This window comes from Vagococcus sp. CY52-2, from assembly GCF_022655055.1.
GTDB lineage: Bacteria > Bacillota > Bacilli > Lactobacillales > Vagococcaceae > Vagococcus.
This window is the reverse complement of sequence record NZ_CP093384.1, coordinates 1143617-1157507: the sequence shown is the minus strand read 5'-3', so window position 1 is coordinate 1157507 and position 13891 is coordinate 1143617. Positions and strand designations below refer to the sequence as shown.

The following is a 13891-nucleotide window of genomic DNA, read 5'->3' as shown; positions in this document are numbered from 1 at the left end:
GAAAAATCTAGACGAAGTTCACTTCCTTAGTTGTTTGGTTATCAAACCGGTGATTATTATCATCGTTAACAAATAAAGATGCTTTTAGCATAAAAATTGGATGGTACCACGAGACATCGTTCCTTTTCATAAAGGAATGGTGTCTTTTTTGTTGGATTAAGAAAGGATGAAACAAATGGAAATCAAAGAAAGATTGGAATCACTACGTAAAGATTTTATTGAAAAGATTGCGCAAGTGGAAACATTAGACCATTTAAATAACATACGGGTTGAGGTAATGGGAAAAAAAGGAAGTATGACAGAAATACTTCGTGGAATGAAAGATTTATCAAATGAAGAGCGACCAGTTGTCGGAAGTTTGGCTAATGAAATTAGAGATGTATTATCCACACAAATAGATGAGAAAAAACAAGAACTTGAAGAAGAAGCACTTAATCAGGCGTTATTAAATGAAACGATTGATGTGACTTTACCGGGTAAAGTATCAAGTACTGGTACACCACATATCTTAACGCAAGTGATGCAAGAAATTGAAGATGTTTTTTTAGGTCTAGGTTATGAAATTATTGAAGGCTACGAAGTTGAAAAAGATTACTACAACTTTGAGAGAATGAACTTACCTAAAGATCACCCAGCTCGTGATATGCAAGATTCATTTTATATTACAGATGATATGTTATTACGTACGCATACCTCGCCTATTCAAGCACGTACGATGGAAAAACATGATTTTTCAAAAGCACCACTTCGTATGATTAGTCCAGGGAAAGTTTACCGACGTGATAGTGATGATGCCACTCACAGTCATCAATTCCATCAAATTGAAGGATTAGTTGTTGATAAACATATCACAATGGCAGACTTAAAAGGAACGCTTGAAGTGTTACTTAAAAAATTATTCGGGGAAGATCGTCATATCCGTCTAAGACCAAGTTACTTCCCATTTACAGAGCCATCAGTTGAGGTGGATATTAGCTGTTTCAAATGTGGTGGTAAAGGCTGTAACGTATGTAAACACACTGGTTGGATTGAAATTCTTGGAGCAGGCATTGTGCATCCAAGCGTTCTTGAAATGTCAGGCATTGATTCAAGTGAATACAGTGGATTTGCTTTTGGATTAGGACCTGATAGAGTCGCAATGTTGAAATATGGTGTCAATGATATCCGTTATTTCTATCAAAATGACGTCAGATTCTTAGAACAATTTAAGGTAAAGGGGTAGAGATAAATGCTAGTATCATATAAATGGTTACAAGAATTAGTTGATGTAAAAGATATTGATGTAAATCAATTAGCAGATAAAATGTCTCGTTCAGGTATTGAAGTAGAAGATGTGACGATCCCTGAAGAAGGACTGAAAAAAATTGTTGTTGGAGACGTTAAAGAATGTGTTCCTCATCCAGATAGTGATCACCTATCAATTTGCCAAGTAGATGTTGGCGAAGAAGAGTTGTATCAAATTGTTTGTGGTGCGCCAAATATCACGGCAGGCAAAAAAGTGATTGTGGCTTTACCAAATTCACGTATTACTGGAAATGTCAAAATTAAAAAAGGTAAAATGCGTGGTGAAGTGTCATTAGGTATGATTTGTTCATTACAAGAATTAGGTTATTCAGACAGTGTGGTGCCAAAAGAATACGCTGAAGGGATTTATTTCTTACCAGAAGATGCAGTACCAGGTCAACCAGTATTCCCATATTTGGAAATGGATGATGCGATTATTGAATTATCTGTCACACCAAACAGAGCCGATGCTTTAAGCATGCTAGGGGTGGCTTATGAAGTAGCCGCGATTTATGACAAAGATATCACGTTACCAACGGTGACAATCAATGAAAATCCAGATGAACCAGTTGAAAGTTATGTATCAATCAGATTGGAAGATGAAGAAGATGTGCCATCTTATGGTATGAAAATCATTAAAGATGTCACAATTAAAGAAAGCCCAATGTGGTTACAAACTCGTTTGATGAATGAAGGCATTCGCCCGATTAATAATATTGTCGACGTAACAAACTATACCTTATTATTATTTGGTCAACCACAACATGCGTTTGATTATGATAAACTTGATTCAAAAGAAATCTACGTTCGCCGTGCAACAGACAAGGAAGAGTTGACAACCTTAGACGGAGTTGAAAGAGAATTAACTACTGAAGATTTAGTGATTACAAATGGTAAAAAAGCCATCGCTTTAGCTGGTGTAATGGGTGGAGAAAATACTGAAATCACAAATAATACCACAACGATTGCATTAGAAACAGCTGTTTTCAACCCAACTCGCGTTCGTCGTACAGCAAGAAGACTAGCTTTATCAAGTGAATCGAGCCGTCGCTTTGAACGTGGAATTAATTGGTCTGTGATTCGTCAAGCTAGTGAATTTTCTGCCAACTTAATCGCTGAACTTGGTGGTGGTACGATTGTGACAGGTGAAGCTCTTGTTGAATCAAGTGTTCCAACAGAACCAACTATCTCCATCACCTTAGAGAAAATCAATCGTTCATTAGGAACTGAGTTATCAGCAATGGATGTAGAAAAAATCTTCTTACAATTAGGATTTGATGTGTCATTAAGTGCTGAAACATTTGATGTCACAATCCCATTAAGACGTTGGGACATTAAGATTCCAGCTGATTTGATTGAAGAAGTTGCTCGTATTTACGGCTATGACAACTTACCATCTACTTTGCCAAGTGGTGCCTCATTACCAGGTAAATTATCATTTAAACAACAAATGACTCGTCATATTAGATCATTATTAGAAGGAAAAGGATTAACTGAAGCGATTAGCTATGCGTTAATGTCCCCTGAATCAGCTGTTCAATTTAAACTAGATACGAAAAATTCAGAAGACATTGTTGAACTTGATTTTCCAATGAGTGAAGAACATTCAGTCTTACGTCAAAGTTTAATTAATGGCTTACTTAAAGATGTTTCTTATAATGTCGCGAGAAAAGCAAATGGTGTAGCATTTTACGAAATAGGTCATGTCTTTAATTGGTATGATAAATCAGATTTACCTAAAGAAACAACTCATTTAGGTATGGCGATGACAGGTGTTTCTCGTAAAAAAGACTGGAAAGAATCACAAGAAGTAGTTGATTTTTATACAATGAAAGGTATTGTTGAATCATTAATTAGCTTCTTAGGACTTGAAAATGAAGTGGTTTATCAACCAAATCAAACACTAAAAGAGATGCATCCAGGACGCACAGCAGATATTTTAGTAGGTGAAACTCGCGTTGGATTTGTTGGACAAATCCATCCTAAACTTTCTAAAGATATGGATTTAAAAGAAACATATGTTGTTGAAATTGACTTAGATAAATTATTTGAATTTGTTCCAGAAGATAATGTTTATAAAGAAGTTGGTAAATACCCATCAATTAAACGTGATATCGCCTTGTTAGTGGACGAAGCAGTGACATATCAACAAATTGTGGACGTTATTGAAGCAAATGGTGGTAAAAACTTAAGATCTATTCATCTGTTTGATTTATTCAAAGGAGAAAAATTGGGTAAAGGGAAAAAATCTCTTGCTTACTCTCTTGTATTCCAAAATGACGACTCAACTTTAGTTGAAGACGAAGTGGTTTCTGTTATGAAGAAGATAGAAAAAGCGTTAGTTAATGAGTTAAACATTGAATTCAGATAATATAAAAACAATTAGTATGTGATAATAATCATGTGCTAATTGTTTTTTTATTTAAAAGGACAGAAAAACAAATAAAAGTTTGGTATTATAAATGGGATAATATATTAAAGGAGATTGGGATGGTATTAAAAAAGTGTTTAAAAAGATTATTTGTGGGAATGATCTTTTTTAGTTTTCTATTTGTAACACAGGTTTCAGCAGAAGAGATGCCAAGCATGATGGATTTAATTAATGAATCGGGTTTTACTGTCAATGAAGCAGATAAACCAAAAGGTGCTGTTTTGATAGATGCAAATACAGGACAATTCTTGTGGGGAGAAAATCCTGATACGCCACATAATCCAGCAAGTATCATGAAGCTGATGGTTGTTTATTTAGTTTATCAAGCAATTGAAGAAGGACAACTCACACTAGATACAACAATTGAAGCCAACGAGCGCTATGTGGCAATTTCTCAAATTTATCAATTAAGTAATAATAAGATTCAGTTAGGAGCTTCCTATCCAGTAAGAGAATTGCTAAAAATGGCAGTTGTACCCTCTTCAAACGTCGCGACGGTCATGTTAGCTGATTTAGTTGAACCAAATGCGGTATTAATGTTACAAAAAATGAATGATACAGCAAAAGAGTTAGGTATGACAAATACTAAAATAGTTAATATAACAGGGGCAGAAATTAGTGCGTTTCAAGGGATGTATGCAGCAGAATGGGTAGATACATCAACCTTAGAAGTGGAGGCATCTAATACAACAACAGCAAGAGATTTAGCAACATTTACTTATTTTTTACTATCCAAATATCCTGATATTTTAACTATCACTAACTCACCAAAAGTGACATCAATGCTTGGAACACCATTTGAAGAAACATTTGACACGTATAATTATTCGCTACCAGGATTAGAATATTCTTATGAAGGGGTAGATGGGTTAAAGACAGGTTCGAGTCCTTCGGGTGGATTTAATATAGATATGACAGCCCAAAAAGGGGATTTACGTCTTATCGCGATTGTGTTAGGTGTGGGAGATTGGGCAGATCAAACGGGAGAATACAAACGCCATCCCTTTGCCAATGCAATGTTAAATTACGGCTTCAGTCATTATGAATACAAAACTATTTTAGAGTCTGGTGAACATGAAATAGATGGTAAAGTTATTATGACAGATAAGTCGCTATATGACACAGTGAAAAAAGATGAATCTTATACATTGAGTTTAGATGATGGCAATGTACTTGTTGTTAATGGGATAGAAAAAATTTCAGCGACTATTCCAGTAGTGGAAGTGTCCTATAAAGAAAAAGAAGAAGAACATTCTGTTAAAAAAGCATTAAAAAATACACCTGTTGAATCAATAGCATTAAGTATCCCAACAACGCAATCTGAATGGTTGCAGATAGCAAAACGATTTTGGAAAGAAATAGTTATTGGATTTATTAGTTTAATTTTTTTACTATTTTTAATAATATGGTATATTATTAAAAGAAACCGACGAAAAAGGATTAAAGAGAGAATGAAACGCTATTCTCGAAGGTAATTTTCGTTGAAAAAAATAAGGGAGGATGTAATGATGACAGAACAGACTTACTATACTCTAAAGGATGGTAACAGAATTCCAGTAGTGGGATTTGGTACGTGGCAAGCTGAAAGTGGTGAAATAGCAAAACAAGCAGTAAAATCTGCACTAGAAGCGGGTTATCGTCATATTGACACAGCAATGATTTATGGTAACGAAGAAAGTGTAGGCGAAGCAATTAAAGAAAGTGGTATTCCACGTGAAAGATTATTTATTACCACAAAGTTATGGAACAAAGATCATTCATACGATAAAGCAAAACTGGCTATCGATGAGTCCTTAGAGAGATTAGGTCTTGATTATTTAGATTTATATTTAATTCATTGGCCAAATCCAGTTGATTATCGGGACCATTGGCAAGAAGCGAATGCTGGTGCTTGGAAAGCAATGGAAGAAGCTCTCAACTCTGGAAAAGTAAAAAGTATCGGCGTTTCCAATTTTATGATACATCATTTGAAGGCGTTAGAAGAGATAGCTTCTTTTCAACCAGTGGTGAATCAAATTTATTTAAATCCTAGTGATCAACAACAAGAAATTGTTAGTTATTGTAAAAATAAGGGGATTTTACTAGAGGCATATAGTCCACTAGGGACAGGTGATATTTTTAAATTAGATGAATTAGAAGAAATCGCTAAAGCGCATGGTAAGACTGTAGCACAAGTTGTATTACGTTGGTCTCTTCAAAAGGGATTTGTGCCACTTCCTAAGTCTGTCACTCCTAGTCGAATTAAAGAAAATATTGAGTTGTTTGATTTTGAACTATCTGAATTTGAGATGGGACTCATTGATGCTTTACAAGGAAAAGCTGGTCAGGCAAGAAATCCGGATGAAGTTACCTTCTAAAAGGCTCTTTATTAAGAGCCTTTTTCTTCATTAAAAAGATGAGTAGATTGGGAGAAATTGATGGAAAAGTTATTAAAAGTTATCTCAAACAGAGCTGTTATTATTGTGTTATTAATCCTTCTTCAATTAGGTGTGTTATTTGCGATTGTGTTTAGATTTCAAAATTATTTTGTTTATTTTTATACGTTCTATTTATTAATTTCCAGTTTTGTTGTGATAAAAATTATTAATAGTCGAAGTAATCCAGCTTACAAAATTGCTTGGATTATTCCAATTATGTTAATTCCTGTTTTTGGGACAGTTATTTATTTAGTATTTGGACGTGTTCGCTTTAGTAAAAAAGAAAAAACGAAAATGGAAGTCATTCAAGAAAGAGAACAACTTGCCAATGAGCGAACAGTGCCAAAAGCAAAAATAACAGATGGGAATCAAAATGCTATAATACAGTCTAATTATTTAAGTAAATATGGAGAATCTTCTTTGTTTACACATACAACCAGTGAATATTATCCATTGGGTGAACAAGCTTTTGAAGCCATGATTGAGGATTTAAAAAAAGCTGAAAAATACATTTTTATGGAATTTTTTATCGTTAATGATGGTGAAATGTGGCAAACTATTCTTGATATTATGATAAAAAAAGCAAGAGAAGGTGTAGATGTTCGATTTATTTATGATGATTTTGGATGTTTGTTTACATTACCTCATGGATATGATAAAAAGTTAAGAAAAGAAGGCATAAAGTGTTGTGTTTTTAATCCATTTATTCCTGTATTATCTCCAATTTTCAATAATCGTAATCATAGGAAAATAACTGTCATTGATGGAAAAATCGCTTATACAGGTGGGATTAACTTAGCTGATGAATACATTAATGCGATTGAGCGTTTTGGTCATTGGAAAGATAATTCAATCAAACTTGTCGGAGAGGCAGCATGGGGATTTTCTTTGTTATTTTTATCTATGTGGGATTTTGTAAATTCAACTGAAAGTAGAGTAGAAGAATTTATTCCAATCTATGAGGCCAATGAACTACCGGAAACAAAAGGATATTATCAACCTTATGTGGATTCTCCATTTGATAGAGAAACAGTTGGAATGAATGTCTATTTAAATCTAATCAATCGTGCGACGGATTATGTCTATTTTACTACTCCTTATTTGGTCATTGATAATTTATTGATGGAAGCTCTGTGTAATGCCGCAAAAGGTGGTGTCGATGTGAGGATTATTACCCCACATATTCCTGATAAGTGGTATGTCCATGCTGTGACCAAATCAAACTATGCTCAACTAATTGAAGCAGGAGTAGAAATATATGAATATACACCAGGTTTTATCCATTCTAAAACCTGTGTGGTGGATGGAGAGTATGCAACTGTCGGCACAGTCAATTTAGATTATCGTAGTTTATTTTTACATTTTGAATGTGGTGTGTGGATGTATAAAACGAAAGGAGTAGACGATGTCCTACAAGATCACTTAGAAACAGAAAAATTAAGTCAATTAATTACATTAGAAGAAGCAAAAAACGTGTCATTCCCTAAAAAAGTTTTACAGGCGTGTTTATCGGTTTTTGCCCCGTTATTGTAATAACAAAAAGATAGAAAAATGAGAGAGTGAAAAATATGCAAGCAGTTTATTTAGATCATGCCGCAACGACTCCGATGGTTCCTGAAGTGATTGAAGAAATGACACGAATTATGTCATCAACATTTGGTAATCCATCTAGTGTGCACCAATTTGGTCGCCAAGCTGAGTTTGAATTAGATATGGCAAGAGATGTCGTTGCTTCTTCGATTGGTGCACAGTCACGCGAAATCGTCTTTAATGGTGGTGGTTCTGAAGGTGATAATACAGTGTTGTTGGATATTGCTAGACAAATGAAACATCAAGGGAATCATATCATTACCACTAATGTTGAGCATTCAGCAGTAATGAACCCACTAAAAAAATTAATGGAGCAAGGATTTGATGTGACTTTTTTACCAGTAGACAACACTGGTAAGGTTACAATAGAACAAATTAAAGAAGCGTTAACTCCTGACACCATATTAGTATCAATAATGTATGGAAACAATGAAATTGGAACGTTAAATCCAATTAAAGAAATTGGTCAGTTACTTCATGAAGAAAATGTTTTATTCCATACAGATGCAGTACAAGCATTTGGTAGTGAAATAATAGATGTGAATGAGTTGTTAGTTGATTATCTGACCATTTCTGCTCATAAAATTAATGGACCTAAAGGGGTTGGGTTTACTTATATTCGTTCAGGTCAACCAACGCCTGTTTTAATACAGGGTGGTGACCAAGAAGAAAAAAGACGAGCAGGAACCGAAAATCTTGCTGGAATAGTGGGACTAAAAACGGCTGTATCACTTCTTACAGCAGAGAAAAAAGCTGAAAATAAAGAACATTATAAACAATTCGAACGTCTTATTTTAGAGGCATTAGATGAGCAACATATAGAGTATCAGATAAATGGAGACACAGAAAATAAATTACCTCATATTTTAAACATTTGGTTTAAAAATGTTCCTAATAACATTTTGTTATCTCGTTTAGACTTAGCTGGTTTTGCCATATCAATTGGATCTGCATGTAGTGCAGGAGACGTAAAACCGTCACGCATTATTCAAGCCATTTATTCAAAAGACAGTAATGCAGCTAAAGAATCAGTCAGAATGAGTTTTGGCTATGGGGTGACAGAAGAGCAAATTATTGAATTTGCACAAACCTTAGTATCGACGATTCAATCAATGTTGAAAAATTAGTTGGTATTTGTAGACAGAGTCATTATAATGAAAGTATCAATTTTATTAGGAGGGTTATTATGTCATTTTTAGAAAAGGCAACAGTAGAAGGGTGCCCACAGTTCTACAAAATAAATCCAAAGGCAAGAGCCTATACGTTTAAAGATTATGGTTTCCAAGCAACACCTTCAGGAAATTTACAATTGGTGAGACCATTAGATATTTCACCACAAGCTAAACAAAGTCCAAAATTAAAAATTACTGTAGCAAAAGACTTAAAGACTTTAAAAATGTCTTTAACAACTGCTAATGGATTAAAAACGATTAATATTTTTAAATCGGATGATCAAAAAGATAAACAAGAGCAATTTTACTACATTATGGAAGATTTAATGTCTTTTGATTGCCTTGAAAAAGCATAAAATGATAAAAGAACTGTCATGTGACAGTTCTTTTTTTGTGTCAAAGAGATGATTTTATTAAGCAAAAACGCTATAATATAATAACTGAAAAAATACGACCTTCAAATCGTAGTAGATTTTCAGAATCTATAAAAAGAAATGATGGTGATGAGTTTGACAGATAACAGTCAAATTAAAGTAGTAGTCGGTATGAGCGGTGGCGTGGATTCATCTGTAACTGCCCTAATACTAAAAGAACAAGGCTATGATGTAGTTGGAGTCTTTATGAAAAACTGGGACGATACGGATGAAAATGGTATCTGTACCGCAACAGAGGATTATAAAGATGTGGCGAAAGTAGCGAATCAAATAGGTATCCCGTATTATTCTGTGAATTTTGAAAAAGAATATTGGGACCGTGTATTTGAATACTTTTTAGCTGAATATAAACGTGGAAGAACACCAAATCCTGATGTCATGTGTAACAAAGAAATTAAATTTAAAGCCTTTCTAGATTATGCCATGCAACTTGGTGCTGATTACGTGGCGACAGGTCATTATGCCCAAGTGGTTCGCGATGAAGACGGAACATCTCACATGTTACGTGGGGTAGACCAAAATAAAGATCAAACGTACTTTTTAAGTCAACTTTCTCAAGAACAATTATCTAAAACAATGTTTCCACTTGGACATATGGAGAAAAAAGAAGTTCGTGAGATTGCCGAAAAAGCTGGACTGGCAACTGCTAAAAAGAAGGATTCAACAGGTGTTTGTTTTATTGGTGAAAAGAATTTTAAAGAATTTCTTGGAAAATATTTACCAGCGCAACCTGGAAAAATGATCACGTTAGATGGTGATATTAAAGGCGATCATGCTGGTTTAATGTATTATACCATTGGTCAAAGACAAGGATTAGGAATCGGTGGTGGTCAAGGTGAATCAAGCGAACCGTGGTTTGTTGTGGGAAAAGACTTATCAACAAATACCTTATATGTAGGACAAGGATTTCATCATGAAAACTTGTATTCAACACACCTGGAAGCAAGTGACGTTCATTTCACTATTGATACACCAAAACCAACAGAGTTTACCTGTACAGCTAAATTTAGATATAGACAACAAGATATTGGTGTCCGTGTGGTATTATCAGAGGATCAAACACAAGCAACTGTTTATTTTGATGAACCAGTGAGAGCAATTACCCCAGGGCAAGCCGTTGTTTTTTATGACGGCATGGAATGTTTAGGTGGCGGATTAATCGATGCGGCATTTTATGAAGATAAACAACGTCAGTACATTTAATTAAAAAAGGTGTTGACAGAATGTTTTTAATACGATATAGTTCTGTGTGTAAGAAAAATAGATTAGTTAGGTGAGGCTCCTATACAAACATAGGCTACTGCCCAAAAATGTCGAGAGACGCCAATGGGTATAACAGAGATGATCGATATAAGGTTTTCTTTAACGTAGCTAAAGTTCTTGGTAACTTTTACGTTGTATAGTGCTAAAACTCAACGATTGGATCTCACAAATTTATTTAATGTGTCTTTACGCCTTTCGTCGAGTTTTTGGACGGAAGGTTTTTTTGCGTTTTCTAATCAATCAAAGGAGGGGTAATTGTTTTTTAAAACTATTATTCTTATAAAAATAGCAAACAAAGGAGATGGAAACACATGGAAGATAGTAGTCACGGTCGAAGTTATAAGGGTCATGAAGAGTGGGAAATAAAAAAAGTTTATTATTGTCTATCTGTTTCTACCTCAGAGAGATAAGTTGATAGCTTGTAACCACTTCTCAAAAGGACCCAATAATAAGGAGGAATACACATGATACATACAAATTTGAGTGGCATACTCTTTTTTATGGTCGGGTGTTTCTTATGGATACAATTGGTGAGAAAGAAGGTTACTACAATGGAAAAAAAAGAAGCAGCAAACTACAAATTTTTTGCACAAACAAGCGTTGATAAATTATTTTCAACATTTAAAACAAGCCTTAGTGGAATAAATAATAACGAAGCAGAAGTATTAAGGGGTGAATATGGTGAAAATGTTATTTCACATAAAAAGAAAACACCATTTATTGTAGAAGTATTAAAAGCATATTTTACACCGTTTACGACAGTACTATTAGCATTAGCTATTATTTCGTTTATTACAGATTATGTGATTGTTCCAACAGATGAAAGAGATTTAACAGGAGTCTTAATCATTGTGGCAATGGTTGTTTTAAGTGGAACTATGACACTTATTCAATCAGTCAAATCAAATAATGCAGCTGAAAAGCTTAGTAATATGGTAAAAGTGACAGCAACTGTCTTAAGAAAAGGTGAAGAAGTTGAACTACCTATCGAAGAAATTGTGTGTGGCGACATTATTAAATTATCAGCTGGAGATATGTTACCAGCAGACGTTAGATTGATTCGTACAAAAGACTTGTTCGTCTCACAAGCTGCTATGACTGGTGAAAGTTATCCTGTTGAGAAAAAAGACACATTTACTATGAGAAACAAAGACACAGAAACAGATTACGAGAACATTGCCTTTATGGGTAGTAATGTTGTGAGTGGTAGTGCCATTGGATTAGTCATAGCAGTTGGAAATGGTACACTGTTTGGTCAAATTGCCAAAGATGTTTCCGAAAAACATACGATTACTAGTTTTGATGTTGGCATTTCAAAGACATCCTGGTTATTAATTCGTTTTATGATGGTGATGGCTCCAACAGTATTTTTAATTAATGGTTTGACAAAAGGCGATTGGTTAGAAGCATTCCTATTTGGTTTATCAGTTGCAGTAGGATTAACACCTGAAATGTTACCAATGATTGTGACAACGAACCTTGTAAAAGGTGCGTCAACAATGGCGAAAAAAGGCACTATCATTAAAAATTTAAACTCTATTCAAAACTTTGGGGCAATTGATGTATTGTGTACAGATAAAACGGGAACTTTGACACAAGACAAAATCATTTTAGAGTATCACCTAGACGTTGATGGAAAAGAAGACGACAGAGTATTAAGACATGCATTCTTTAACAGTTATTATCAAACAGGATTAAAAAACTTAATGGATAAAGCCATTATAGAATCAGCTGAAGAAGAGTTAAACATGAATGTCAATGCGTATAAAAAAGTCGATGAAATTCCATTTGATTTCCAACGTCGTCGCATGAGCGTTGTGATTGAAGATGCGTTTGGAAAAACTCAAATGATTACTAAAGGTGCTGTTGAAGAGATGCTTGACGTATCAAGCTATGTTGACTACCGCGGCAGTGTGGTTCCCTTAACAGAAGACATTAAATCAACTATTTTAAAAACAGTGGATGAACTAAATGAAGATGGATTACGTGTGATTGCGGTTGCTCAAAAAACAAATCCAAGTGTGGTGGGTGAGTTTTCTGTTAAGGACGAAAGCGACATGGTATTAATTGGCTATTTAGCATTCCTCGATCCACCAAAAGAAACAACGAAAGACGCTTTAAAAGCATTAAAAGAGCATGGTGTTGGTGTTAAAGTATTAACAGGGGACAATGCTTTAGTCACTAAATCTGTGTGTAAACAAGTCGGATTAGAAGATGAAGAGTTAATTACAGGGTCTGAAATTTCTCGTATGAATGATGTTGAATTAAAAGTTATTGCAGAAAAATACAATATTTTTGTTAAATTAACACCGTCTCAAAAAACACGCTTAGTAAAAGTATTACGAGATGCAGGTCACACTGTTGGCTTCATGGGTGATGGTATTAATGATGCACCTGCTATGAAAGAAGCTGATGTGGGTATTTCAGTAGATACAGCGGTTGATATTGCTAAAGAAAGTGCGGATGTTATTCTATTAGAAAAAGACTTAATGGTGTTAGAACGAGGTATTTTAGCAGGACGTACAACGTTTGGTAACATTATGAAATATGTCAAAATGACAGCAAGCTCAAACTTCGGAAATATGTTCTCAGTTGTTGTGGCAAGTATCTTCTTACCGTTTTTACCAATGTTGCCAATTCAATTGTTATTCTTGAATTTAATTTACGATATTTCTTGTATGTCAATTCCATGGGATAATATGGATGCAGATTATTTAGAAGAACCCAAAAAATGGGATGCAAGCCGTATTGGGTCATTTATGAAGTGGCTTGGACCTACAAGTTCAGTGTTTGATATTACAACGTATGCTTTAATGTATTTTGTCATTTGTCCAGCAGTGGTTGGTGGGTCATATCACACATTAGGAGCTGAACAACAAGCATTGTTTATTGCTGTATTCCATGCCGGTTGGTTTGTTGAATCATTATGGTCTCAAACATTAGTTATTCATACATTAAGAACACCAAAATTACCATTTATTCAAAGTAGAGCATCATTTATTTTAACAACGATTACGTCTATTGGTATTGCAATTGGTTCATTCTTACCATTTACAGCGTTTGGTCAAGATTTAGGATTAATGCCATTACCAGGGCAATACTGGATTTATTTAGCACTGACTATCGTTGCTTATCTAATGCTTGTAATGATTGTTAAAAAAATCTATGTAAACCGTTTTGGTGAGTTATTATAATAGAAATTTAAAAAGAAACGAGTGATAACTTGTTTCTTTTTTTTTAACACGATAAAATAGATAAGTCGTAAGATTTGTCAATTTGGACATTTTCACATAGTCTATA

9 protein-coding genes and 1 riboswitch are annotated in these 13891 nt (G+C 34.4%); all 9 genes read left to right on the top strand.

Annotated features, from left to right (window positions below; all coding sequences use genetic code 11):
- Window positions 1–175 precede the first annotated feature (175 nt).
- Window positions 176–1222, top strand: coding sequence for a phenylalanine--tRNA ligase subunit alpha (gene pheS, locus MN187_RS05730; RefSeq protein WP_117972862.1), 1047 nt, complete (start codon window positions 176–178; stop codon window positions 1220–1222).
- Window positions 1223–1228: 6 nt separating this feature from the next.
- Complete coding sequence (gene pheT / locus MN187_RS05725) at window positions 1229–3655, top strand: phenylalanine--tRNA ligase subunit beta (protein WP_242093566.1); 2427 nt, start codon at window positions 1229–1231, stop codon at window positions 3653–3655.
- A 119-nt stretch (window positions 3656–3774) separates the two neighbouring features.
- On the top strand, window positions 3775–5190 hold the full coding sequence (locus MN187_RS05720) for a DUF1958 domain-containing protein (protein ID WP_242093564.1): 1416 nt from the start codon (window positions 3775–3777) through the stop codon (window positions 5188–5190).
- A gap of 33 nt (window positions 5191–5223) precedes the next feature.
- Window positions 5224–6072: an aldo/keto reductase gene (locus MN187_RS05715; RefSeq protein WP_117972859.1), complete on the top strand. Its 849-nt coding sequence runs from the start codon at window positions 5224–5226 to the stop codon at window positions 6070–6072.
- 60 nt (window positions 6073–6132) lie between these two features.
- Window positions 6133–7665, top strand: a complete 1533-nt coding sequence (gene cls / locus MN187_RS05710) for a cardiolipin synthase (RefSeq protein WP_242093562.1) — start codon at window positions 6133–6135, stop codon at window positions 7663–7665.
- Between the two features lie 35 nt (window positions 7666–7700).
- Window positions 7701–8849, top strand: a complete 1149-nt coding sequence (locus MN187_RS05705) for a cysteine desulfurase family protein (RefSeq protein ID WP_242093560.1) — start codon at window positions 7701–7703, stop codon at window positions 8847–8849.
- A gap of 59 nt (window positions 8850–8908) precedes the next feature.
- Entirely contained in the window at window positions 8909–9250 is a 342-nt protein-coding gene (locus tag MN187_RS05700; RefSeq protein WP_117972856.1) for a cysteine desulfurase, read from the top strand.
- A gap of 153 nt (window positions 9251–9403) precedes the next feature.
- On the top strand, window positions 9404–10531 hold the full coding sequence (gene mnmA, locus MN187_RS05695) for a tRNA 2-thiouridine(34) synthase MnmA (RefSeq protein WP_242093558.1): 1128 nt from the start codon (window positions 9404–9406) through the stop codon (window positions 10529–10531).
- Between the two features lie 55 nt (window positions 10532–10586).
- A riboswitch (M-box (ykoK) riboswitch) is annotated at window positions 10587–10759 on the top strand.
- Window positions 10760–11142: 383 nt separating this feature from the next.
- Entirely contained in the window at window positions 11143–13785 is a 2643-nt protein-coding gene (gene mgtA / locus MN187_RS05690; protein ID WP_117972855.1) for a magnesium-translocating P-type ATPase, read from the top strand.
- Window positions 13786–13891: the final 106 nt, after the last annotated feature.